The sequence below is a fragment of the Actinacidiphila oryziradicis genome (genome assembly GCF_005047355.1).
Taxonomy (GTDB): domain Bacteria; phylum Actinomycetota; class Actinomycetes; order Streptomycetales; family Streptomycetaceae; genus Actinacidiphila; species Actinacidiphila oryziradicis.
The window spans coordinates 132,068-154,677 of sequence record NZ_SUMC01000018.1 but is presented as its reverse complement, the minus strand read 5'-3'; the positions used below and the strand labels follow the sequence as shown (position 1 = coordinate 154,677).

The following is a 22,610-nucleotide window of genomic DNA, read 5'->3' as shown; positions in this document are numbered from 1 at the left end:
CGTGCACCCCGGGCAAGCATGCTGCGGACCCGCACGCGCGAGCCCCGAGGAGATCACCCCACAGCGGCCCCGACCCCCACAACGGACATGGCGTGGCGGCACGCACGACCACCCAGCCCGTCCGGCGCTTGAGGACGGAACCGGTACGCCGGACCGGGGTAAGCCTGCCGTGCCGGTCCGGCCGGACAGCGGTAGCTGCCCCGGCACCGGGGGCGGAACCCGGCACGCTCGCAGCCGGGACAACCTGCCGTGCCGGTCCGGCAGGGCAAACGTGCCTACCGCAGAGCAGAGGGGAAGGGACCCGCGCCGGAGGGGAGCCCGGCGCAGGCGGGGCCGACGGGGTGGGTCAGCCATGCGAAGTCGCCGAGGCCGCCGGGGGCGGTGAGTTCCGCGGCCTGGGTGGCGGAGGCGAGGGCGCGGACGTACGCGGCGGGGTCGCTGGAGGCCAGGGCGAGCGCGGGCCGGCGGCCGTCGATGCCGAGGGCCTGCAGCGCTTGCCGCTGGTTCACAACGGTGCCGCCGCAGGCGTCGAGCGCGACGTGGGCGGTGATGTCGCAGGAGCCGTCGGGCACGGGCGGCACCTCGCGCCCGGCGCGGTACCCGGTGAGGGTGCCGTAGTACGGCCGGGAGGCCAGAACATGGGCGTAGTCGACCGCGACGGCGAGCCCCGCGTCGAGGGAGGCGACCGCACGGGCCCACGCGGCATCCCGCGGCCGGCCGATCTCGGCGCGGGCGCCGGGCGACCCGGCGATGGGCCACCAGCGGGCCAGCCACGCGGCGTCATCGGCGGAAAGGGCGCCACCGAGGCGTTCCGCGCCGTCGGAGGGGCGTACCAGCACGTAGCGCGGCTCACCGGTTCCGTCGGCCTCGGCGACATCTACGGGGATGTTGTCGAGCCATTCGTTGGCAAAAAGTAGCCCCGGCAGGCCCCTGGGAGGCTCGTCGGTCCAGGCGATCCTGGCGTCCAGCCCGTCCGGGCGGGCGGCCCGCTCGACCGCGTAGGGCCGCAGCCGTGCCGCGAGCGGGGCCGGTACGGAGCCGAGCACCCCGAGCAGGAGCTCGCCGCGACCGGCGCCGACATCGACGAATGCCAGCTCAGAGGGGTGTCCGAGGGCCGCGTCAACGCGGCGCAGCAGCTCGGCGACGGCGCGGGCGAAGATCGGCGAGGCGTGCACGGAAGTGCGGAAGTGGGCGGCGGGGGCCTCTCGCCGGAAGAACCCGTGCGGCCCGTAGAGCGCCTGTTCGGTGGCTTGCCGCCACCCAGTCCACTTGTCGTCGGTCACAGAACAACCGTAGACATGAGCGACCCGTCACTGGATCCGGGTATGGTGCTACGGGACATGTACGCCCGCGAGGACGCGACGCCGCGGATTAATCGATCATGAACATTGGCCATCGGAAGCGTTCTTCCCCTATGCCGGACGCTCCGGCGCTGATATTTGATGGCTGTATGCAGTGGAAGGTGAACAGCGGATGACGGCCGGCAATTACGGGACGCCTGAACCCGAGAACGACGACCCCTTCGCCTACCTGTACCACTCGGAGGGTGACGCTTCGGGCTCGGAACCGGGCCAGACGGTGGCCCAGCCGGGCGTGCCGCGTACGTCGTACAACCAGGTCAAGCGGGTGGGTGAGCGGCAGTACGGCAATGCCGGCGCCACGGCGGGCGGTGGCTACGGCTACCCACCGCAGGCGCCGACCCAGCAGGTGCCGCAGCAGGGGCAGCCAACGCAGTACGCCCCTCAGCAGCCACCCCAGCCGCCGCAGCAGGCGCCGGGTGGCCGGCGGGCGGCCCGTGGCGGGTCGGGAGGCGGGCCGAACAACAAGATGCTGCTGATCGGCGCGGTGGCGGTGGTCGCGGTGGTCGCGATCATCATCAGCGCGGTGATGATCAAGGGTTCCGGGGCCAAATCGCAGGCCGGGGGCTCCAAGCCGTCCGCGACGAGCGGTGCGAACTCGGCGCAGCCGGCACAATCGGCCAGCAGTTCGAGCAGTGACAGCACGGCCGGCGCCCTTCCGGGCACGACGGACGCGGCGACGCTGACGCTGGCGGGCGGCGCCCAGAAGAGCACCCAGTGGAGCGGAGCTAAGGCCTCTGGCGGCGAGTATGTGGACCACATGACCTCGGTTGGCGCGTCTGTCACTTGGACGGTGACCGCGCCGAAGGCGGCCTCGTACGACTTGTGGGTGCGCTACGCAAATGCCCAGAAGGATGCAGCAAGTGCGACTACCGTGGTCAATGGCAAGGCGTTGGGCTGGAAGATGGACCTCAAGAACTACGGTAAGGAAGGCGACTGGACGGGCTGGTATCGAACGTTCGTCTCGGTGAACCTGAACAAGGGGTCGAATACTGTAGCCGTCACCTGTGCTTCGGGTGACTCCTGTCATTTCAACTTGGATCAGCTCGCGCTGGTGGAAGCGGGCGGAGCTAAACCCAACTGGTAGGGAGAAGCCGACGGCCCGGTGGAGAACCCACCGGGCCGTGACGGAACTCGAATCCGGAGTTCTGGCGTTAGGCCACGCGCCCGAAGTCCACGCAGCGATCAGCAACCCAGCGCTTCACTCCGCCGTAACGGAGGGGGGTCCAGGTGTTGTACGCGGGTTCTGTGCTGCTGCATCGGTACGCGCTGCCTTGAACCTGTCCTGCGCACGGGTCCGCCTGTGCCCAGCAGGCGACACTGTCCGGGCTGCCGTGCCCCAGGGCGTTGATCGTGGCGATCGCGGCGGAACTGGTGGAAGAGGACGCGCGGAGCGTCCACTGGTGGCTGGCGTAGACACCCGTCACCGGTGAAGCAGCCTGTGCTGTGGGTGCGGTAGCGAAGAGAGCGGCCACCCCGACTGCGGCAGCAAATGCTGCGGTACGTATGTGCTGGCGCAAGAGAAATTCCCCTGTTTTCTGAATATCTGATTGTTCGGTCGAAGAGCGACTCTATCTGAACTGATGTGCGAGGCAACGGGTTTGCGCGTGCTACGTATCGCTCTTACCACGCTGGACTCGTACCGTGTCGCAAGGACGTCAGGGGGATGGTCGAACGATCCAGCGTCCCTTGCGCATCACGCCCACCACGTCGTACGACGCGTCCAGTACCACCAGGTCGGCGTCCTTGCCCGGCTCCAGCGAGCCGATCCGGTCGTGGGCCCCGAGCAGCCGGGCCGGGGTGGCGGAGATGGCCTCCACGACATCCTCGACCGGCAACCGGTCGATGGTCACGGCCCGTTTGAACGCGGTGTCCAGGGTGAGGGTCGAGCCCGCGATGGAGCCGCCCTCGGCGAGCCGGGCGACGCCATCGGTGACCTGGACCTCCATCGGGCCGAGCAGATAGCGCCCGTCCTTGAAGCCCGCCGCGTCCATCGCGTCCGTGATGAGGGCGACGCGGCCGGGACCGGCACTGCCGAAGGCCAACTCCAGGACGGCGGGATGCAGATGCACACCGTCGTTGATCAGCTCGACGGTGACCCGCTCGTCCTCCAGCAGGGCCGCCACCGGGCCCGGATCGCGGTGCAGCAGCGTCGGCATGGCGTTGAAGAGATGGGTGGCCACGGTCGCGCCCGCGTCGACGGCCTGGAGGGTCGCGTCGTACGTCGAGTCGGTGTGGCCGACCGCCGCGATCACGCCCTGCTCGGCCAGCAGCCGTACGGAGTCGAGCCCGCCCGGGAGCTCGGGGGCGAGGGTCAGCATGCGGGCCGCCCCGCGTGCGGCGTCGAGGAGCTTGCGGACGTCCGCCGGGTCCGGGTCGCGCAGCAGGGCGGGATCGTGGGCGCCGCAGCGGTGCGGGGAGATGAAGGGGCCCTCGAAGTGGATGCCGGCGAGGTCGCCCTGTTCGACGAGCTCGGAGAGGGTGGCGGCCTGCCGGGCGAGGTCGTCGAGGTGGCCGGTGACGGTGGACGCCAGCATGGTCGTCGTACCGTGCGCGCGGTGGGTCTCGATGGCGGTGAGGGCCTGGTCCGCCGTCCCGGCGGAGAATGACCCGCCGCCGCCTCCGTGGACATGGATGTCGATGAAGCCGGGGACGATCCAGTGCCCGGCCAGGTCGAGCGTGGAGCGCTGTTCCGGCTGGTTCTCGGTGATCGTACGGCCCTGGACGGTGACCCGTCCGTCGTCGGCGGTCCCGTCCGGCAGGACCACCCGGGCACCGGTCAGCACAATGGGCTCCGCCATCAGGCGGTCACCTCCACGGAGAGAAGATCCCAGGCGAGCAACCCTGCGCCCAGGCAGCCGGCCGTGTCCCCGAGGACCGCCGGCACGATGATGGGGAGCCGCTGGAACCTGATCCGTTCCCGGACCGCCGTTCGCAGTGGCCCGAAAAGTGTTTCCCCCGCTTCGGCGAGCCCGCCGCCGATGATCAGGGTGTCGGGGTCCAGCAGGGTGAGGCCGGTGAGCAGCCCGTCGGCGAGCGCGGCGACCGCGTCGTCCCATACGGCGAGCGCCCGGGGGTCCCCGTCCGCGACGGCCCGCGCACAGCCGGTCGCGTCCGCGCCCCAGGCCCGGGACACCGCCGCCGCCGAGGCCAGCGCCTCCAGGCAGCCACGCTGCCCGCACCCGCATTCCGGGCCCTTGCGCCGTACGACGATGTGGCCGATCTCTGTGGTCTCCACCCGCCCGGCCGTGCCCACCGCCCCGGCGATCCCGGTGCCCAGCGCCACGAACAGGAACCGCTCCGCCCCCCGGCCGGCCCCCAACCGCCCCTCCGCGACGCCCCCGGTCCGTACGTCGTGCCCCAGCGCCACAGGCACTCCGTCCAGCCGTTCGGAGAGCAGCGCCCGCAACGGAACATCGCGCCAGCCGAGATTCGCCGAGTACGCCGCGATCCCGTCGGCCTCGTCCACGACCCCCGGCACCACCACCCCGGCGGCCGCCGCCGGCTCCCCGAGCTCCTTCGCCCCGTGCTCCGCCAGATCAGCCGCGAACCCCAGGATCCCGGCCACCACAGCCTCCGGCCCGTCCTGCCGGCCGGTCGCGCGCCGCGCCCTGTACAGCAGCGTCCCGTCCGCCCCGACCAGGGCAGCCTTCATTCCGGTGCCGCCCACATCCAGGGCGATGACATGTCTCACGTGGGACAGTCTCCCCCGGCGGACGGGAAAAGGTCTAGTCCACTTGCCGGGGTTACCCCGCCGGTCGCGGGGTAACCCCGGCGGCGCCCTCGGTAGGCTGCGGCTCATGGATCCGGCGACGCTCAGCGACCACGACCGGGCGGTGCTCGACATCGCCCGCCGCCAATGGGCCGGCCCCGGCGCGAAGGAACGCGCCATACGGGAACGGCTCGGCATCTCCCCGGCGCGCTACTACCAGCTGCTGAACGCCCTCCTCGACGACCCCAGCGCCCTCGCCCACGACCCCATCACGGTCAACCGCCTGCGCGCCATCCGCGACGCAAGGCGGGAGCACCGCTAACAGCCCCCTGGAGGGTGGGCACAACCGGCCACCGGCCCGCAGACGGGCACGGGCCCCGCCCCGCACCGGTAGGGTCGGAGCCATGGGCAGCAAACCGCTTCCGACCCCCGTCACCCCCGAGGGCAGGGACGGCCTCGCCGCCCTGCTTTCCGACCCCGCGCACTCCGTCGTCGCCCTCGACTTCGACGGCACCCTCGCACCGATCGTCCCCGACCCCGACAGCGCCCGCGCCCACCCCGGCGCGGTGCCCGCCCTCGCCCGGCTCGCGCCACGCATCGCCTCGGTCGTGATCGTCACCGGCCGCCCGGCGGCCGTCGCGGTCCGCTACGGCGGCTTCGCCGGTGTGCCGGGGCTGGAGCACCTCGTGGTCCTGGGGATGTACGGCGCCGAGCGCTGGGACGCCCGAAGCGCGACCGTGCAGGCCCCCGCCGTGCACCCCGGCGTCATCGCCGTACGGGCCGAACTGCCGGGCTTCCTGGAGCGGATCGGCGCCTGGCGCGGCGCTTGGGTCGAGGACAAGGGCCGCGCCATCGCCATCCACACCCGCCGCGCCGAGGACCCGCAGGCCGCGTACAAGGCCCTGTCCGGGCCGCTCACCGAACTCGCCGACCGCCACGACCTGATCGTCGAGCCGGGCAGGTTCGTCCTCGAACTCCGCCCGCCCGGCATGGACAAGGGCGTCGCCCTCGCCGAATATCTCCACGAGACCTCAGCCGGTCCCGTCCTCTACGCCGGCGACGACCTCGGCGACCTCCCTGCCTTCGCCGTCATCGAAAAGCGCCGCGCCGACGGCCTCCCCGGCCTCCTCGTCTGCAGCGGCTCCACCGAAGTCACCGAGCTCGCCGCCCGCGCCGACCTCGTCGTCGACGGCCCCGAGGGCGTCGTCGACCTGCTCAACGCCCTGGCCGACGCCCTTTCCTGACGGCGGTCGCTCACTCTCCGCCCCGGTCGAGGGAGCCGAGGCGGCCCAGTTCGTCATCCGAGAGCCGCAGCGCGCCGGCGGCCACGTTGGCGACCAAGTGATCCGGATTGCCGGTACCCGGGATGGCCAGCACATGCGGCCCCTGCTGCAGCGTCCACGCCAGCCGGACCTGCGCGACCGTAGCCCCGTGCGCGCGTGCGACGGCCAGTATCCCGGCGCTGTCGGTATCGCTCGCGCCCACCTCGCGCCCGGCACCGGCGATCGCGAAGAACGGTACGAACGCCACGCCCTGCTCGCCGCAGACCCGCAGAAACTCGTGGTTCTCGGCCGGCGCGCCGATGCCGTACTGGTTCTGCACGCAGACCACCGGCGCGATGGCCTGGGCCTCGCTGAGGTGCTCGGGCGTGACGTTGGAGATGCCCAAGTGGCGGATAAGCCCGGCCTCGCGCAGTTCGGCCAGCGCCCCGAAATGCTCGGCGATCGAGCCGGTTTTCCCACCCGGGGGGACACGTAGATTCACAACATCCAGGTGGTCACGGCCGAGCTGGCGCAGGTTCTCCTCGACCTGGCCGCGCAACTGCTCCGGCGTGGCCCACAACCACTCACCCGACGGATCCCGGCCCGGCCCGACCTTGGTGGTGATGACCAGGTCATCCGGGTACGGGGCCAGCGCCCGGTTGATCAGCTCGTTGGCGGAACGCAGCGGCGAGAAGTAGAACGCGGCGGTGTCGATGTGGTTGACGCCGAGATCGAGCGCGCGCCGAAGCACACTGATCGACCTTTCGCGATTGCTCGGCGTGCCGAGGCCGAAGGCGGCGCTGCCGGTCAGGCGCATCGCGCCCAATCCCATCCGGTTGACGGTCAAGTCGCCGAGCTTCCAGGTGCCAGCGGCCGCCGCAGTGATCGGCTCTGAGGTCATCATCGAAGTCTGCCACCCCCGGGCGTCCTGGTCTTATGAGTACGCCTACTCACCTGTCGATCACGGAAGTTGAGTAGGCGGCCCGAAGCGCAGAGGCGACCTGTGGCGCGATCGTTCCGGTATGGACATGACCACGCGGGCGCTCGCCGCCGCTACGCCGACCGGGCGGGACCGGTACATCGACTTGTTGCGGGTGGCCTCGCTGGGCACTGTGGTGGTCGGGCACTGGCTGATGGCGGCAGTGACGGTCGGGGCGGACGGCCGTGCCGAGGTCCCTGCCGGTTCCGGCCACCGCCGCCTGGTGGGCCCCCTGCCGCGCGGCGCGGCCCTGCCCCAGGTGGAGGCGTACGTGGCCGCCACGACGCCCGCCGCACGCCTGCGGCTGCCATCAGCCGGCGGCAGGACGCTGAGCGGTGCGGGGGGTCCCCGCTGCCCACGGCTCAACCTCGCCCCCCGGTCGGGGTCTTGATCAGCCCAGCGCTGCCAGCTGGTCCAGGAACCACTGCTGTGGCGGCAGCGCTGTCGCGGCAGCGGCGAGGCGCTTGGTGCGCTCGGCGCGCTCGCCGTCCGACAGCAGTAGGGCTTCGTGCAGGGCCTTCGCCGTGGCCCGGATGTCGTACGGGTTGACGACGAAGGAGTCCTCGCCCATTTCCTCGTACGCGCCCGCCTCGCGCGACAGGACGAGGGAGACGCCGTTGTCCGTCACGACCGGGATCTCCTTCGCGACCAGGTTCATGCCGTCCCGGATGGGGTTGACCAGCGCGACATCGGCGAGCCGGTACGCCGCCAGCGAGCGCGCGAAGTCGTCCTTGAGGTGCAGCAGGACCGGGTCCCAGCCGGGCGTCCGGAACTCCTCGTTGACCTTGTCGGCGACCCGCTGCACCTCGGCCGTGTACTCGCGGTAGACCGCAAGATCGCCGCGCGAGGGGTACGCGAACGCGACATGCACCACCCGTTCCCGCCACTCCGGGTGGTCCGTGAGCAGCTGCCGGTACGCGAGGAGTCCGCGCACGATGTTCTTCGACAGCTCAGTGCGGTCCACCCGCACGATCACCTTCCGGCCCTCGCCGACCTGCCCCCGGAGCGTGCTGAGCCGTTCGTCCACGTCTGCCCGGTGTGAGCGCTCCCGCAGGAAATCGGCGTCCGCGCCCAGGCCGTGTACGCCGATCCGGGTCGTGTGCCCGGCGTGCGTCACCGTCAGCGCGCCCTCGTCACGCAGGACGGCCGCGCCCAGTACCTTCGCGCAGCAGTCGGTGAACGCGTCCGCCCAGCGCTGGGTCAGGAACGCGGCCCGGTCCGAGCCGAGGATGCCGGTCAGGACGCCGGCCGCGATGTCGTCCGGCAGCAGCCGGTAGTAGTCCGGCGGGGCCCACGGGGTGTGAGTGAAGTGTCCGATTCGCAGATCCGGGCGGCGTGCCCGGAGCATCGCGGGGACCAGTGACAGGTGGTAGTCCTGCACGAGGACGGCGGCGCCCTGTGCCGCCTCCTCCGCGAGGGCGTCGGCGAAGGCCGCGTTGTACGCCTCGTACGCCTCCCACTGCTTCCGGAACGCCTCGTCGAACACAGGTTCGAACGGGGTCTGGAACAGCAGATGGTGGACGAACCACAGTGTCGAGTTCGCGATGCCGTTGTACGCCGCCTCGAAGACCTCGGGGTCGATGTCGAGCATCCGGACCCGCTGGCCCCCGCTGTCTGCCGGGTCCAGCCGTCCGCGACCGTCGGCTGCGGATCGGCGCACGGCTCCTGCGTCGCCCTCGCTCATCGCCGCGCACACCCATATGGCGTCGGCGTCGGGGCCGATTGCGCTCAGGCCGGAGACGAGGCCGCCGCCGCCGCGTTTTGCTGTCAGCGACCCGTCTGGGTGGACGGTGTAGGACACAGGTCCCCGGTTTGAAGCGACCAGCACTCGTGCAGTGTCATTGGCGACCATGTCGCCAGCCTAGCCAACGGCTCCGCGCCGCAAACGTTTGTGGGGTCCACCTGGGTGGGGGGGGGCGGGGTGGCCTGCGGCGCTTTCCCCTCCCCGCCCCTTCCCGAAACTGGGGCTCCGCCCCAGGCCCCGGTCATCAAACGCCGGACGGCCTGGGTGGGCGGCGGGCTCCGCCCCGCCTACGCCGCGCGGCGTAGGGCGTACTCGGGCACTGTGAGCATGGGCGGCCGTTCCTCGGCGGCGACGTCGTGGACGCGAGGGGCGAAGCCGCCGTCGGCGGTGCGGGCGAATTGGGTGAGGATCGGCCGTATGAGGTGCCCACGGGCGAGGCGGGCCTGGGCGGTGCGGTAGATGGTGGCGGCCATCCGGCCGAGAGCCTGGCTGTCCTGGTGGCGATGGTGCCGTACACCGACGTCGACCTGGGCGAGGGCGTCGAGCCCGACCGTGTTGAGGGCGTCGACGAGCAGCCCGATCTCGACTCCGTACCCGACAGGGAACGGCAGCTGTTCGAGCAGGGAGCGCCGCGCCGCGTACTCGCCGCCGAGCGGCTGGACGAAGCCGGCCAGCTGCGGCCAGTGCAGATTGAGCAGGGGCCGGGCGACGAGCTCGGTGACCCGGCCGCCGCCGGCCGGGACGATGGTGTCGCCGGTTTCGAGCGGGCGGTCGTACATAGCCTTGACGAGGCACAGGTCCGGGTCGGTGAGGAGCGGACCGACGATCCCGGAGACGAACTGCGACTGGAAGTCCCGCAGGTCGGCGTCGATGAAGCAGACGATCTCGCCGCTGGTGACGAGGAGTGAACGCCAGAGGACCTCGCCCTTGCCGGGCAGGGCCGGCAGCTGGGGGAGGATGGCGTCGCGGTGGACGACGGTGGCGCCCGCGTCGGTGGCGACGGCCGCCGTACGGTCGGTGGAGCCGCTGTCGAGGACGACCAGCTCGTCCACGAGCGGCATGTCATCGCTCATCAGGTCGCGGCGGATCGTCTCGACGATCGCCCCGACGGTGGACTCCTCGTTGAGCGCCGGCAGGACGACACTGACGGTGCCGCGCGGCCCGGCCGAGCGCTTAGCGTTGAGCAGCTGTGGAAGCGGCCTGCGATCGGCGGCCCATGAACGCCGTTGCAGCCAGCTCTCTACCTCGTCAAGCACGTATCTGGCTCCGTTTCTCTGTCGGAGTTGTCCCCCCTCCGGCAGCGGCATCCGTCTCGATGGACGGACGGCCTATGACCAGGTTCGGGGTCGTCGGTTACAGTCTTGAACACGAGGCATGACCATCGTATGTCCATGGTGATCTGTCTCCGTACGGGCGTGTTACAGCTTCCGTACGACAAACGCTGCGGCCCCATGCCGCCGCCATACCGCTCATCCAGAGGGGCAGAGGGAACGGCCCGTTGAAGCCCCGGCAACCCTCCCGCCGACCGCGAGGTCCAGGTGGGGAAGGTGCCAATTCCGTCTTGCGGCGAAGTGCGTCGCGAGGAAGATGAGGAGAAAGGGCCTCCACACATGGCTGTGCAGACGATCGTCGCCGCCGAGACAAACTCCCCCGCTCCCTTCGGGCCCGCTGTCGCGCTCTCCTGCCGCGAGTGCGGCGAGCGCTTCCCGCTCAGCCCGGTCTTCGCCTGCGAGGCCTGTTTCGGGCCGCTCGAAGTGGCTTACGACCTGCCGAGCGGCGACCCGGAGGGCCTGAAGAAGCAGATCGCGGCCGGCCCCGACAACATCTGGCGGTACGCCCCGCTGCTGCCCGTCCCGGCTGACGTGACGACCAAGCCCAATCTGAACCCCGGCTTCACCAAGCTGGTGAAGGCCGACAACCTCGCCCGCGAGCTCGGCATCACCGGCGGCCTGCACATCAAGGACGACTCCGGGAACCCGACCCACTCCTTCAAGGACCGGGTCGTGGCGATCGCCCTGGAGGCCGCCCGCACCTTCGGTCTCACCACCCTCTCCTGCTCCTCCACCGGCAACCTCGCGGGCGCGGTCGGCGCCGCCGCCGCCCGGGCCGGCTTCCGCAGCTGCGTGTTCATCCCGCACGACCTGGAGGCGGGCAAGGTCGTCATGGCCGCGGTGTACGGCGGCGAACTGGTCGGCATCGAGGGCAACTACGACGACGTCAACCGCTTCTGCAGCGAGCTGATCGGCGACCCGATCGGCGAGGGCTGGGGCTTTGTCAACGTCAATCTGCGCCCGTACTACGGCGAGGGATCGAAGACCCTCGCGTACGAGATCTGCGAGCAGCTCGGCTGGCGGCTGCCGGACAACCTGGTGATCCCGATCGCCTCGGGCTCCCAGCTGACGAAGATCGACAAGGGGCTGCAGGAGCTGATCAAGCTCGGGCTCGTCGAGGACAAGCCGTACAAGATCTACGGTGCCCAGGCCGAAGGCTGCTCGCCGGTCTCGGCCGCTTTCAAGGCCGGCCATGATGTCGTACGCCCGGTGAAGCCGGACACGATCGCCAAGTCGCTCGCCATCGGCAACCCGGCGGACGGGCCCTACGTTCTCGATATCGCCCGGCGCACGGGCGGCGCGGTGGAGGACGTCAACGACGAGCAGATCGTGGACGCGATCAAGCTGCTGGCCCGCACGGAGGGCATCTTCGCGGAGACGGCGGGGGGCGTGACCGTGGGTGTGCTGCGCAAGCTGATCGAGAGCGGTCAGCTCGACCCGGCCGCCGAGACCGTCGTCCTCAACACCGGCGACGGCCTCAAGACGCTGGACGCGGTGGCGCCGACCACGGGACCGACCGCGACGATCCGCCCGACCCTCGACGCGTTCCGCGCTGCCGGCCTGGCCGGCTCCTGAGTTGCTGCCTGCTGCCGATCCGCATTCGCTCCCACCGAAGGTGCAAACCGCATGAGTGCTTCCGTCCGTATCCCCACAATCCTTCGCCCCTACACCGGCGGACAGGCCGAAGTTCCCGCCGAGGGCACGACTCTCGCCGAGGTCATCGAATCCCTGGAGACGAATCACCCGGGTATCTCCGCCCGTGTCCTGGACGACACGGGCAAGCTGCGCCGCTTTGTGAATATCTACGTCAACGACGATGACGTGCGCTTCTCCGAGGGCCTGCAGACGGCGATCGGGGACGGCGCCAGCGTCTCGATCATCCCGGCGGTCGCCGGCGGCTGCTGAGCCGCCGCTGGGCCGTTGTACGAGCCCAGCGGCGCCCTTGTGCCCCGCCCACCCGAGTGGTGGACGGGGCACCGGTGTGAGGTGCGGTAGTTGAAGGGCGGTACAGTTACCGAGGACCTCCGCGCAAGCACTTTCCGGGCGCGATGATTTATCGCCAAATTCACGCGACGATTGTCGTTTAGGCGAAGTTTGTCCAGTCCGACTTGCCCCGAATTATTGAGAATTTCCCCATTATTTCTGTTCGGGCGCTCTCAGAATTCTCGTCGGTATGACCTGTTGCAGTGGGCATCCGTGCAGATACATTCAGCGGCGGTCGACGCGTTCCGGCGCACGCCCCCCGGGCTTTCGAGGGGTGAGGTCTGACCCGGGTCCGCGAGGTGCGGTCCTGCGAAGGGCCAGTAATAGGGGAGTTAGGGATGGCTCAGGGCACCGTCAAGTGGTTCAACGCGGAGAAGGGATACGGCTTCATCGCGGTCGACGGTGGTGCGGACGTCTTCGTGCACTACAGCGCGATCCAGATGGACGGCTACCGATCCCTCGAGGAAGGCCAGCGGGTGGAGTTCGAGATCTCGCAGGGTCAGAAGGGGCCGCAGGCGGACATGGTCCGTCTCGCCGTCTGATCGGCGCGCATCGGCCACCGACGCACTCACACACGAAGGGTCCGGCTCCCGCAAGGGGTCCGGGCCCTTCGTGCGCTGCGCGCCCCCGGAAACCGGCCATGGCCCGCCGTAGGCGCTTGCACTCTCCTACCCCGAGTGCTAATCATTGGCGTTAGCACTCTGAGGCTTAGAGTGCTGATTGAGCAGGAATCAGGAAAGAAGGACCGGGTCGGTGAGGCCCGTCCGACCGTCGGTAAGAGACCGGCGATCGGCAGGTCGTCCGTCGCGGGCGCCAGCGCGGTCCGGAGCAATCCACCCCAGTCCGGGAGGACCACTTCACATGGCCAAGATCATCGCGTTCGACGAGGAGGCACGGCGCGGTCTCGAGCGCGGGATGAACCAGCTCGCCGACGCCGTCAAGGTCACCCTCGGCCCCAAGGGCCGGAACGTCGTCCTCGAGAAGAAGTGGGGCGCCCCCACGATCACCAACGATGGTGTATCCATCGCCAAGGAGATCGAGCTCGAGGACCCGTACGAGAAGATCGGCGCCGAGCTGGTCAAGGAGGTCGCCAAGAAGACGGACGACGTTGCCGGTGACGGCACGACGACCGCGACCGTCCTCGCCCAGGCGCTGGTCCGCGAAGGTCTGCGCAATGTGGCCGCGGGTGCCAACCCGATGGCCCTGAAGCGCGGCATCGAGAAGGCCGTCGAGGCCGTCTCCGCCCAGCTGCTCGAGCAGGCGAAGGATGTGGAGACCAAGGAGCAGATCGCCTCCACCGCCTCCATCTCCGCCGCTGACCCCCAGATCGGCGAGCTCATCGCCGAGGCCATGGACAAGGTCGGCAAGGAAGGCGTCATCACCGTCGAGGAGTCGCAGACCTTCGGGCTCGAGCTTGAGCTCACCGAGGGCATGCGCTTCGACAAGGGCTTCATCTCGGCGTACTTCGCGACCGACCTGGAGCGTATGGAGACGTCCTTCGACGACCCGTACATCCTGATCGTCAACTCCAAGATCTCCTCGGTCAAGGACCTGCTCCCGCTGCTGGAGAAGGTCATGCAGTCCGGCAAGCCGCTGGTGATCATCGCCGAGGATGTCGAGGGCGAGGCTCTCTCCACCCTGGTCGTCAACAAGATCCGTGGCACCTTCAAGTCCGTCGCCGTCAAGGCCCCGGGCTTCGGCGACCGCCGCAAGGCCATGCTCGGTGACATCGCCATCCTCACCGGTGGCACCGTCATCTCCGAGGAGGTCGGCCTCAAGCTGGAGAACGCCGGGCTCGACCTGCTGGGCCGCGCCCGCAAGGTGGTCGTCACCAAGGACGAGACGACCATCATCGACGGCGCCGGTGACCCGGAGCAGGTCGCGGGCCGCGTCAACCAGATCCGCGCCGAGATCGAGAACAGCGACTCGGACTACGACCGCGAGAAGCTCCAGGAGCGCCTCGCCAAGCTGGCCGGCGGCGTCGCCGTCATCAAGGCCGGCGCGGCCACCGAGGTGGAGCTGAAGGAGCGCAAGCACCGCATCGAGGACGCGGTGCGCAACGCCAAGGCCGCCGTCGAGGAGGGCATCGTCGCCGGTGGTGGCGTGGCCCTCATCCAGGCGTCCTCCGTCTTCGAGAAGCTCGAGCTCGAAGGTGACGAGGCCACCGGTGCCACGATCGTGAAGCTGGCCCTTGAGGCCCCGCTGAAGCAGATCGCGGTCAACGCCGGCCTCGAGGGCGGCGTTGTCGTGGAGAAGGTCCGCAACCTCACCCCGGGTCACGGCCTCAACGCCGCGACCGGCGAGTACGTGGACCTCATCGCCGAGGGCATCATCGACCCGGCCAAGGTCACCCGCTCCGCCCTGCAGAACGCGGCCTCCATCGCCGCGCTCTTCCTCACCACCGAGGCAGTCATCGCCGACAAGCCGGAGAAGGCCGGTGCCGGCGCCGCCGCCGGTGGCGGCATGCCCGGCGGCGACATGGACTTCTGACCCGGCCAGGGCCAGCGGTTCAGCTTCGCAGCTGCAACGGACGTAACGACCGAGGGCGGCACCCCCAGTACGGGGGTGCCGCCCTCGGTCGTTTCCCCCACCGCCCTCTCCGACCTCGTACGGGCCGGAAAAGTGCGGGCCACCGGCCGGCTCACAGGTTCGGTGCGCTGGTCAACCCGATCGTGGGACGCTAATGGGAAGCGGCCCCGGCCGCGACCTTGCCGATCTACGCTCGCCCCTGTCAGGGCCACAGAAAGGAGACCCCGCAATGTCTGCTGCGCCGGTCGAGCCCAGCCGGGCGTCCTACGAGGGATGGGACTACCTGGTGCGCACGTGGCAGGAGCTGGACGTGCCCGAAGGTTGGCGCGCCGAGATCGAAGAGGGTCAGATCGTGTTGGTGCCACCACCTGCCCCGAAGCACAACGTCATCGCTGAAGATGTGCAACGAGCGCTCTACCGCTGCCTACCGGACGGACAGAGCATCTATCAGACGCTTGGGGTGAACATCGCTCCGCTGGAGAAGCTCTACATCCCCGACCTGGTTGTGATCGAGCGCGCCCTTCTCGCCGATACGTATCCGGGTGATAACGCGTCCCCGGACGCGGCGGTCGCCCTGTTGGTCGTAGAGGTCACCTCGGAGAGCAACGCCAGGGACGACCGTACGAAAAAGCTGTGGGGATACGCGCACGCCCCCGTGCCGCTGTATCTGCTGATCGACCGATGGCACGAGGGCGGTCCCACGACCACCCTGTTCTCCGAACCCAGCGGTGGCGTCTACCAGAGCTGTGTCCAAGTGCCCTTCGGGAAACCGATCGCGCTTCCGGAACCCTTCGGGGCCGAGCTGGAAACGCACAGCTTCCCGCACTGAACGGGTGGCCCGCGGGACGGCGTGCGGCCGGTAGCGGGAATTCCGGTGGGTGCCCGGATGGTTGGCCAGGGCGGACGGTGCCGGTCGGGCACCGTCCGTGCAGCCGATCGAGGAGATTTTACGGTGACAACCAGCGGTCCCGCCGCCCGTGCGATTCAGACGCTGTCCCGTCCGTTCAGCCTGGGTGCTCTGACGGTCCCGAACCGGATCGTCATGGCGCCGATGACCCGTCAGTTCTCGCCCGGCGGCGTGCCCGGCGAGGACGTGGCCGCGTACTACGCCCGCCGCGCGGCGGCCGGGGTGGGCCTGATCATCACCGAGGGCACCTTCGTCGACCACCCCTCCGCCGGGTACAGCGACGCCGTGCCGCGCTTTCACGGCGATGACGCGCTGGCCGGGTGGGCCCGCGTCGCCGAAGCCGTCCACCAGGTCGGCGGCAAGATCATGCCGCAACTCTGGCACGTCGGAATGTCCCGTAAGGCCGGTTCGCCGCCCTTCCCTGACGCGCCGTCGGTCGGCCCCTCCGGCTACGCCCTGGACGGCACCCCCGACGCCGGCCGGGCGATGACCCAGGACGACCTGGACGACGTCATCCGGGCCTTCGCCGACGCGGCGGCCGCCGCCGAGCGCCTCGGCTTCGACGGCGTCGAACTGCACGGTGCCCACGGCTATCTCATCGACCAGTTCCTCTGGTCCGGCACCAACCACCGCGCCGACGCCTACGGCGGCGACCTCGCCTCCCGGACCCGCTTCGCCGCCGAGATCACCGCCGCCGTCCGCAAGGCCGTCTCCCCGGACTTCCCCGTCCTCTTCCGGCTGTCCCAGTGGAAGGCCGGGAACTACGACGCCCGGATAGCCGAGACCCCCGACGAGTTGGAAGCCATCCTCGGCTCCCTCTCCGAGGCCGGTGCCGACGCCTTCCACGCCTCCACCCGCCGCTACTGGCTCCCCGAATTCGACGGCTGCGACCTCAACCTCGCAGGCTGGGCCAAGAAGCTCTCCGGCAAGCCGGCCATCACCGTCGGCTCCGTCGGCCTCGACAAGCAATTCCTCGGCGGCTCGAACGGCGAGCAGGCCGCCGTCAGCTCGCTCGACCCCCTGCTCGACCGCCTCGAACGCGACGAGTTCGACCTCGTCGCGGTCGGCCGCGCCCTCCTCGCCGATCCCACCTGGGCCGCCAAGATCCTCTCCGGCCGCACGGACGAGCTCACGCCCTTCTCCCCGGAGGCGCTGCGCATCCTGCACTGAGCGGGCCGCCGGGCGGTGGTGGGATTCACGCGATCGGGACCGGCGCGTCCAGGAGGTCGCGCCATTCCCGTACCACCGCCGGGTCCACCGGGCCGGTCCAGCCCGCAGGGCGGACGGCGCCGCCGACATGGAAGGCGTCGATGCCGGCCGCGAGCAGCGCGGGGAGGTGGTCGCGGCGCAGGCCGCCGCCGATCATGAGGCGGAGCGGGGCGGGGAAGTCCGCCGCTTCCGCGAGCAGTACCGGCAGCCCGGCGTCGACGCCTTGGGACGACCCGGCGGTCAGGCAGGCGTCGAGGCCGGGGAGCCCGGCCAGGGCCCGCAGGACGGCGTCGCGGTCGGCGGCGTGGTCGAGGGCGCGGTGGAAGGTCCAGGGCGCACCGCCGATCGCGTCGACGAGCATGCGTACGGCGTCGAGATCGACGGCCCCGTGCTCGTCCAGAAAGCCGAGGACGAACTCGTCGGCGCCCTCGGCGCGAAGGGCGGCAGCCGCCAGACAGAGGGCGTCCGGGTCGTCGATCCGGAAGCCGTCGGTCGCGCGCAGCATGACCCGGACGGGGATCCGTACGGCGGCGCGCACCGCCGCGAAGACGTCCGGTGAGGGGGTGAGGCCGTCCGCTGCGATGTCGGCGACCAGCTCAAGACGGTCGGCGCCGCCTTCCTGGGCGGCGACGGCATCGTCGGCGCCGAGGGCGATCACCTCGAAGATTGGTCTAGACATATCCCAAGGCTGCCACAATGGAGACCATGGCTGCCACCCCTAGGGACCTGCTCACTCGCTGGTGCGACCTGCTGCGCCGGTGCCAGGCCGAAGACGCCCCCGACCCCGCCCCGTACGGGGAGGATCTGCTCGGCCGGTGGGCCGAACCCCAGCGGCGGTACCACACCGCCGATCATCTCGCCGCTGTCCTGGGCCGCGCCGAAGAGCTCTCCGGCCATGCCGCCGACCCCGATGCCGTACTGCTCGCGGCCTGGTTCCATGACGCCGTCTACCGCCCCGACCGCTCCGGGAACGAGGAGCGCAGCGCCCGCCTCGCCGAGCGCGCTCTCCCGGAAGCCGGTGTCCCGCAGGCCCTCACGGCCGAGGTGGCCCGCCTCGTACGCCTGACGACCGCGCACGACCCGGCCCCGGGCGACCCGAACGGCGAAGTCCTCTGCGACGCCGACCTGGCCGTTCTCGCCGGGGACCCGGCCGGGTACGCCGCCTACGCCGCCGCCGTCCGCGAGGAGTACGGCTTCGTCCCGGACGAGGCGTTCCGCACCGGCCGCGCGGCCGTGCTGGAGCAACTCCTGGCGCTGCCCCAGCTCTTCCGTACCCCGCTCGGCCACGAACGCTGGGAGCGGACCGCCCGCCGCAATCTCACCACCGAGCTGGAGCTGCTTTTCGCCGCCCCGGGCCGCTGACTTCCCGGGTTGCGCGGCCTGCGGCCGCTTGTCCTCAATCGCCGGACGGGCTCATTTTATGAGCCCGTCCTATGAGCCCGTCCGGCGATGGGAAAATCCCGCTTGCGGCGCCGCAAACCCGCCTCCGTAAGCCTCCGCAGGAGCTCCTTGCTGCCGACCTCGATCGCACCGAGGTCGACCGCCGAGCGGTACCGCTCGCTGGGCAGGTCGTAATGGTCCCGTTCAAAGGCCCGCGCAGGGGCCCCGAGCCGGGCTGCGAAGATGTGCAGTTCCTCGTAGGAGACATCACTGACGAGGTGCGACCAGAGCCGCCCGTGGCCCGGCCAGGTCGGCTGATCGATGTAAACGGCCACGGAGCTAGGCCCCCAGCCGGCCGACCGGGGCGACGACCGTGCCGCGTGACTCGCACACCCAGTGCGGGTCGGGGCCGAGCTCCGGCTCGACGGCGAGCGCGTGCGGCTCCTCGCACCGGGGGCAGAGCGGCCAGCGGCCGTACCGTTCCAGGAGGGCGTCCTGGACGTCCTGCGCGATGAGCCCGGCGACAAAGCCGACCCCTTCGGGCCACTGCTGGACCCACCAGCGCCGCTGGGCGACCGCGTCCTCGACAAGGGAGACAACCTCGGCGTCCGCGACGCCGCGCGCCGAGAGGTCCGCCAGAACAAGTGCACGCGCGGCGTGCAGAGCCGCTTCCAGATCCACGCCGCCCATACCGTCCACGCCGTCCCTGCCTTCCAGACCGTCCTCCATGCTGTCCATTGTCGCGCAGCCGTGGTTGACGCCCGCTCGGCACGAAAATAGCTTTCCTTGCATGATCCGGACCATGCGATGACGACGCCGCACGACGATCTCCGCCGCGAGCTGGAAGGCCTCACCACCGAGGCCTTCCGCCCCGAGCTCTCGGAGATCGACCGCCTCTCCACCCTCGACATCACCCGCCTCATGAACGGCGAGGACGCCTCCGTCCCGGCCGCCGTCGCCGCCCGGCTGCCGCAGATCGCCGCCGCCATCGACGCCATCGCGCAGCGCATGTCCCAAGGCGGCCGCCTGGTCTACGCGGGCGCCGGCACCCCCGGCCGGCTCGGTGTGCTGGACGCCAGCGAGTGCCCGCCGACCTTCAACACCGCCCCGGGCCAGGTGCTCGGCCTGATCGCGGGCGGCCCGTCCGCCCTGGTCAGCTCCATCGAAGGCGCCGAGGACAGCGCCGAACAGGCCGCCGCCGATCTCACCGGCCTGCGGCTCACCCCCGCCGACACCGTCGTCGGCGTCTCCGCCTCGGGCCGCACCCCGTACGCCGTCGGCGCCGTCAGGCACGCCCGCGCGCTCGGCGCGCTCACCGTCGGCCTGTCCTGCAACGCCGGATCGGCGCTCGCGGCAGCCGCCGACCACGGCATCGAGATCGTCACCGGCCCGGAGCTGATCACCGGCTCCACCCGGCTGAAGGCCGGAACAGCCCAGAAGCTGGTCCTGAACATGCTCTCGACGATCACCATGATCCGCCTCGGCAAGACCTACGGGAACCTGATGGTCGACGTCCGCGCCTCCAACGACAAGCTGCGCGCCCGCTCACGCCGGATCGTCGCCCTGGCGACGGACGCGCCGGACGAGGAGATCGAGGCCGCCCTCACCGCCACCGGCGGCGAGGTGAAGGACGCCATCCTCACCATTCTCGCCGGCGTCGACGCCCGCACGTCGGCGAAGCTCCTCGCCGACGCGGACGGCCACTTGCGCACCGCGCTACGAGCTGCGCTCGGCTAGCGTGACGACCTGTTGCCGGGTCAGCGACGTCCGGAACGCGGTCAGGGCGCCGGCTCTCCCGGCCGGGCGCCCCGCGCGTCGGGTGAGTGCCGCGTGCCGGGGATCACCACGCGGCGGGCGGCCGCTTCGCCATCTCGCCGAGCTGAGGCGGGGCAGAGCGCGTCTGCCCTCCAGGGCTTGTCCCCGTGGCCGTCCTGCTCACCCCCGGAAGGGGCGACCGTTCAGGAGCGCGCTCCCAACTGCTCCGGCAGGGGCGCCGCGTGCACCACGGCCAGCCCCGACACGGCGCGGGTCAGGGCCACGTAGAGCCGGCGCAGTCCGGTGCGCTCGTCGGGCTCGCCGTCCACGACGGCGGCGGGCTCGTCCAGGACGACGTAGTCGTATTCGAGGCCCTTGGCGAGGGTGGCGGGGACGAGGGTGAGACGGATGTCGGGGGTGGTCTCCTCGCCGGGGGAGAGATACGGCACGGCGGCGGCGCCCAGTGCCTCGGCGAGGGCCGGGATGCGGGCGTCGGCGGCGATGAGGCCGATGGAGCCCTCCTGGGTGAGGGCGTCGCGGCAGGCGGCGAGGACGGCGTCGGCCAGCTCCCCGGGCTGGACGGAGCGGACGGTGAGCGAGCCCGCCGACTCGCGTACTGACGTCGCCTCAGCCAGGCCGGGGGCGATGACGGGGAGCAGCCGGGAGGCGTAGGCGATGACCTCGCGGGGGACGCGGAAGCCCCGGGTGAGCTCCTCGACGGCCGAGCCGGGCTTGCCGAGGTGGGCAAGGGCCTCGGCCCAGGTGGCGGTGGCCCAGGGGGTGGTGCCCTGGGCGAGGTCGCCGAGGATTGTCGCGGAGCCGGTGGAGCAGCGCCGGCCGACTGCGCGGTACTGCATGGGGGAGAGGTCCTGGGCCTCGTCCAGCACCACATGGCCCAGGGAGTGGGTGCGCTGGACGAGGTCGGCGGCCTCGTCGATCAGCACGGTGTCGGCGGCGGACCAGCGGGCGGAGGCCAGGCCCCGCGCGGGCTTGGCCCAGAGGATCTCCTTCTGCTCGTCCTCCGTGAGGATGCCCTCGGCGGAAGCGGCCAGGAACTCCGGGTCGGCGAGCAGGCGCAGCACCGTCTTCGCCGGGTCGACGGGCGGCCAGGCCGCCTTCACCGCTGCCTTTACGGCGGTGTTGCGGGCCACCGCGTCCTGTACGCGGTCGTCGGGTGCCTCGCCGGACTGTTCCATCCGGACCAGGACGGCGTGCGCGATGCGCTGCGGGAGAGCCTCGCGGGCGGCGCCGTAGCGGATGTCACGGCCCGTCAGCTCCCGGACGAGCTCTTCGACTTCGTACGCCGGGATACGCCAGCGGCGCGAGCCGCGCACCACGACCACCGGCTCGGTGGGGATGCGGATTCCGGAGCGTACGGCCCGGCGCAGCACCTGGGCCATGCGGGCGTCGCCCTTGATCCGGGCGGCGGCCGGGGTGTCGGTGCCGCGTACCGGGAGGTGGGGCTGGGCGACGAGGTCGTCGACGGTGGCCTGCGCGACGTTCAGCTCGCCCAGTGCCGGGAGGACCTGCTCGATGTAGTGCAGGAAGGAGCGGTTCGGGCCGATGATGAGGGTGCCGGTGCGGGCCAGGCGGTCGCGGTGGGCGTAGAGAAGGTACGCGACCCGGTGCAGGCCGACGGCGGTCTTGCCGGTGCCGGGACCGCCCTGGACGCAGACGGTGCCGCCGATCCCGGCGCGGACGATCTCGTCCTGCTCGGGCTGGATGGTGGCGACGATGTCCCGCATGGGGCCGACGCGGGGGCGCTCGATCTCGGCCTGGAGAAGGGCGCTGCCGGTGTCTGCCTCGGTGGGGTCGGTGAGGTGTTCGTCCTCGTACGCGGTGAGCTCGCCGCCGGTGTAGCCGAAGCGGCGGCGGAGGGCGACGTCCATCGGGTTGGTGCGGGAGGCGCGGTAGAAGGGCTGGGAGACGGGCGCGCGCCAGTCGATGACCATGGGGTCGCCGTGGGCGTCGTGGACATGGCGGCGGCCGATGTAGAAGCGGTGGCCCGCCTCGTGCTCGCGGTAGTCGAGGCGGCCGAAGAAGAGCGGGGTGTGGACCAGATCGGCCAGCGCCTTGATGCGGTTCTCGAACTCGGCGGTGAGGATCTTGGCCGTGACCCAGTTGCCGGTGACATCGGTGATGTCGAGCGACTCGACGTCCTCACGCATGGCCCGGAGCGCGGTGCGGGAGGAGGCGAGGTGGGCGCGTTCGCGTTCCAGCGGGCCGGGCTGGAGCTGTTGCGGCCGGGACTGGGGCTGGGACTGGGACTGGGACTCGGGCTGTGGCTGTGGCTGGGATTGGGCGTGCGCGGACACGGTGTTGCCTCCGGGCGGTACACAGGGCAGGGCAGAGCACAGCGAGCCGGCTGTGCTGGGTGCGATTGGCGACTCGGATGCCGACCGGTTTCCGTCCGGCCGGCGGCACTCCCTGTCCGGGAGGCGGCAAGAGGGAGGAGTTTACG

Annotated in this window: 21 protein-coding genes, 1 pseudogene and 1 riboswitch; of the genes and pseudogenes, 12 read left to right on the top strand and 10 right to left on the bottom strand. The window is 70.9% G+C overall.

Annotated features, from left to right (window positions below):
• Window positions 1-275: 275 nt before the first annotated feature.
• A complete protein-coding gene (locus tag FCI23_RS20190) occupies window positions 276-1,283 on the bottom strand; it encodes an SAM-dependent methyltransferase (protein ID WP_136725319.1) in 1,008 nt (335 codons plus the stop codon).
• A 190-nt stretch (window positions 1,284-1,473) separates the two neighbouring features.
• Between FCI23_RS20190 and FCI23_RS20185 the strand changes: the two genes are divergently transcribed.
• The gene (locus FCI23_RS20185; RefSeq protein WP_136725318.1) at window positions 1,474-2,445 is read left to right on the top strand and encodes a carbohydrate-binding protein; all 972 of its coding nucleotides are present in this window, start codon (window positions 1,474-1,476) and stop codon (window positions 2,443-2,445) included.
• 571 nt (window positions 2,446-3,016) lie between these two features.
• Here FCI23_RS20185 and nagA read toward each other — a convergent pair.
• Window positions 3,017-4,159 carry an N-acetylglucosamine-6-phosphate deacetylase gene (nagA, locus tag FCI23_RS20180; protein ID WP_136725317.1) on the bottom strand — a complete coding sequence of 381 codons (1,143 nt, stop codon included), beginning with the start codon at window positions 4,157-4,159 and terminating at the stop codon, window positions 3,017-3,019.
• The gene (locus tag FCI23_RS20175) at window positions 4,159-5,052 is read right to left on the bottom strand and encodes an ROK family protein (RefSeq protein WP_136725316.1); all 894 of its coding nucleotides are present in this window, start codon (window positions 5,050-5,052) and stop codon (window positions 4,159-4,161) included. The genes nagA and FCI23_RS20175 overlap by 1 nt, the downstream gene beginning before the upstream one ends.
• Window positions 5,053-5,158: 106 nt before the next feature.
• Here FCI23_RS20175 and FCI23_RS20170 point away from each other — a divergent pair, with 106 nt between their 5' ends.
• Window positions 5,159-5,392, top strand: a complete 234-nt coding sequence (locus FCI23_RS20170) for a DUF3263 domain-containing protein (RefSeq protein WP_136725315.1) — start codon at window positions 5,159-5,161, stop codon at window positions 5,390-5,392.
• An 82-nt stretch (window positions 5,393-5,474) separates the two neighbouring features.
• Window positions 5,475-6,314, top strand: a complete 840-nt coding sequence (gene otsB / locus FCI23_RS20165; RefSeq protein ID WP_136725314.1) for a trehalose-phosphatase — start codon at window positions 5,475-5,477, stop codon at window positions 6,312-6,314.
• Window positions 6,315-6,324: 10 nt separating this feature from the next.
• Here otsB and FCI23_RS20160 read toward each other — a convergent pair whose 3' ends face one another.
• Window positions 6,325-7,233, bottom strand: a complete 909-nt coding sequence (locus FCI23_RS20160; RefSeq protein WP_211265412.1) for an oxidoreductase — start codon at window positions 7,231-7,233, stop codon at window positions 6,325-6,327.
• Window positions 7,234-7,354: 121 nt separating this feature from the next.
• Between FCI23_RS20160 and FCI23_RS20155 the strand changes: the two are divergent.
• Window positions 7,355-7,507 (top strand): annotated as a pseudogene (locus FCI23_RS20155) (acyltransferase family protein); the annotation flags it as partial.
• Window positions 7,508-7,702: 195 nt separating this feature from the next.
• Here FCI23_RS20155 and FCI23_RS20150 read toward each other — a convergent pair.
• On the bottom strand, window positions 7,703-9,163 hold the full coding sequence (locus FCI23_RS20150) for an alpha,alpha-trehalose-phosphate synthase (UDP-forming) (protein ID WP_136725312.1): 1,461 nt from the start codon (window positions 9,161-9,163) through the stop codon (window positions 7,703-7,705).
• Between the two features lie 179 nt (window positions 9,164-9,342).
• Window positions 9,343-10,311 carry a glucosyl-3-phosphoglycerate synthase gene (locus FCI23_RS20145; RefSeq protein ID WP_136725311.1) on the bottom strand — a complete coding sequence of 323 codons (969 nt, stop codon included), beginning with the start codon at window positions 10,309-10,311 and terminating at the stop codon, window positions 9,343-9,345.
• Between the two features lie 210 nt (window positions 10,312-10,521).
• Window positions 10,522-10,649, top strand: a riboswitch (SAM riboswitch).
• A 16-nt stretch (window positions 10,650-10,665) separates the two neighbouring features.
• Here FCI23_RS20145 and thrC point away from each other — a divergent pair.
• From thrC to FCI23_RS20115, 6 genes are all read left to right on the top strand, one after another.
• Window positions 10,666-11,961: a threonine synthase gene (gene thrC, locus FCI23_RS20140; protein WP_136725310.1), complete on the top strand. Its 1,296-nt coding sequence runs from the start codon at window positions 10,666-10,668 to the stop codon at window positions 11,959-11,961.
• Between the two features lie 51 nt (window positions 11,962-12,012).
• Complete coding sequence (locus FCI23_RS20135) at window positions 12,013-12,291, top strand: MoaD/ThiS family protein (protein WP_136725309.1); 279 nt, start codon at window positions 12,013-12,015, stop codon at window positions 12,289-12,291.
• A gap of 416 nt (window positions 12,292-12,707) precedes the next feature.
• On the top strand, window positions 12,708-12,911 hold the full coding sequence (locus FCI23_RS20130) for a cold-shock protein (RefSeq protein ID WP_136725308.1): 204 nt from the start codon (window positions 12,708-12,710) through the stop codon (window positions 12,909-12,911).
• 319 nt (window positions 12,912-13,230) lie between these two features.
• Window positions 13,231-14,859 (top strand): chaperonin GroEL, encoded by a 1,629-nt coding sequence (gene groL / locus FCI23_RS20125; protein WP_136725307.1) that lies wholly within the window; start codon window positions 13,231-13,233, stop codon window positions 14,857-14,859.
• Window positions 14,860-15,127: 268 nt separating this feature from the next.
• Window positions 15,128-15,727 (top strand): Uma2 family endonuclease, encoded by a 600-nt coding sequence (locus FCI23_RS20120; protein ID WP_136725306.1) that lies wholly within the window; start codon window positions 15,128-15,130, stop codon window positions 15,725-15,727.
• 123 nt (window positions 15,728-15,850) lie between these two features.
• The gene (locus FCI23_RS20115) at window positions 15,851-16,975 is read left to right on the top strand and encodes an NADH:flavin oxidoreductase (protein ID WP_246143854.1); all 1,125 of its coding nucleotides are present in this window, start codon (window positions 15,851-15,853) and stop codon (window positions 16,973-16,975) included.
• Window positions 16,976-17,000: 25 nt separating this feature from the next.
• On the opposite strand, the gene FCI23_RS20110 is transcribed toward FCI23_RS20115, so the two are convergent.
• A complete protein-coding gene (locus tag FCI23_RS20110) occupies window positions 17,001-17,693 on the bottom strand; it encodes a copper homeostasis protein CutC (protein ID WP_136725304.1) in 693 nt (230 codons plus the stop codon).
• A gap of 26 nt (window positions 17,694-17,719) precedes the next feature.
• Here FCI23_RS20110 and FCI23_RS20105 point away from each other — a divergent pair, with 26 nt between their 5' ends.
• A complete protein-coding gene (locus tag FCI23_RS20105) occupies window positions 17,720-18,376 on the top strand; it encodes an HD domain-containing protein (protein WP_246143853.1) in 657 nt (218 codons plus the stop codon).
• A gap of 56 nt (window positions 18,377-18,432) precedes the next feature.
• Here FCI23_RS20105 and FCI23_RS20100 read toward each other — a convergent pair whose 3' ends face one another.
• Together FCI23_RS20100 and FCI23_RS20095 are read right to left on the bottom strand one after the other, a co-directional pair.
• Window positions 18,433-18,729: a DUF4031 domain-containing protein gene (locus FCI23_RS20100; RefSeq protein ID WP_136725302.1), complete on the bottom strand. Its 297-nt coding sequence runs from the start codon at window positions 18,727-18,729 to the stop codon at window positions 18,433-18,435.
• Window positions 18,730-18,733: 4 nt separating this feature from the next.
• The gene (locus FCI23_RS20095) at window positions 18,734-19,123 is read right to left on the bottom strand and encodes a hypothetical protein (protein WP_246143852.1); all 390 of its coding nucleotides are present in this window, start codon (window positions 19,121-19,123) and stop codon (window positions 18,734-18,736) included.
• Window positions 19,124-19,201: 78 nt separating this feature from the next.
• Between FCI23_RS20095 and murQ the strand changes: the two genes are divergently transcribed.
• Window positions 19,202-20,131 (top strand): N-acetylmuramic acid 6-phosphate etherase, encoded by a 930-nt coding sequence (gene murQ, locus FCI23_RS20090; protein ID WP_136725301.1) that lies wholly within the window; start codon window positions 19,202-19,204, stop codon window positions 20,129-20,131.
• Window positions 20,132-20,352: 221 nt separating this feature from the next.
• On the opposite strand, the gene FCI23_RS20085 is transcribed toward murQ, so the two are convergent.
• Window positions 20,353-22,464 (bottom strand): HelD family protein, encoded by a 2,112-nt coding sequence (locus FCI23_RS20085; RefSeq protein ID WP_407645998.1) that lies wholly within the window; start codon window positions 22,462-22,464, stop codon window positions 20,353-20,355.
• Between the last annotated feature and the right edge of the window lie 146 nt (window positions 22,465-22,610).

Coding starts and splice junctions, on each gene's coding strand:
- FCI23_RS20185 (WP_136725318.1), top strand. CDS start 1,474: ATGACGGCCGGCAATTACGGGACGCCTGAACCCGAGAACGACGACCCC.
- nagA (WP_136725317.1), bottom strand. CDS start 4,159: ATGGCGGAGCCCATTGTGCTGACCGGTGCCCGGGTGGTCCTGCCGGAC.
- FCI23_RS20170 (WP_136725315.1), top strand. CDS start 5,159: ATGGATCCGGCGACGCTCAGCGACCACGACCGGGCGGTGCTCGACATC.
- otsB (WP_136725314.1), top strand. CDS start 5,475: ATGGGCAGCAAACCGCTTCCGACCCCCGTCACCCCCGAGGGCAGGGAC.
- FCI23_RS20160 (WP_211265412.1), bottom strand. CDS start 7,233: ATGACCTCAGAGCCGATCACTGCGGCGGCCGCTGGCACCTGGAAGCTC.
- FCI23_RS20150 (WP_136725312.1), bottom strand. CDS start 9,163: ATGGTCGCCAATGACACTGCACGAGTGCTGGTCGCTTCAAACCGGGGA.
- thrC (WP_136725310.1), top strand. CDS start 10,666: ATGGCTGTGCAGACGATCGTCGCCGCCGAGACAAACTCCCCCGCTCCC.
- FCI23_RS20135 (WP_136725309.1), top strand. CDS start 12,013: ATGAGTGCTTCCGTCCGTATCCCCACAATCCTTCGCCCCTACACCGGC.
- FCI23_RS20130 (WP_136725308.1), top strand. CDS start 12,708: ATGGCTCAGGGCACCGTCAAGTGGTTCAACGCGGAGAAGGGATACGGC.
- groL (WP_136725307.1), top strand. CDS start 13,231: ATGGCCAAGATCATCGCGTTCGACGAGGAGGCACGGCGCGGTCTCGAG.
- FCI23_RS20120 (WP_136725306.1), top strand. CDS start 15,128: ATGTCTGCTGCGCCGGTCGAGCCCAGCCGGGCGTCCTACGAGGGATGG.
- FCI23_RS20110 (WP_136725304.1), bottom strand. CDS start 17,693: ATGTCTAGACCAATCTTCGAGGTGATCGCCCTCGGCGCCGACGATGCC.
- FCI23_RS20105 (WP_246143853.1), top strand. CDS start 17,720: ATGGCTGCCACCCCTAGGGACCTGCTCACTCGCTGGTGCGACCTGCTG.
- FCI23_RS20095 (WP_246143852.1), bottom strand. CDS start 19,123: ATGGAGGACGGTCTGGAAGGCAGGGACGGCGTGGACGGTATGGGCGGC.
- murQ (WP_136725301.1), top strand. CDS start 19,202: ATGACGACGCCGCACGACGATCTCCGCCGCGAGCTGGAAGGCCTCACC.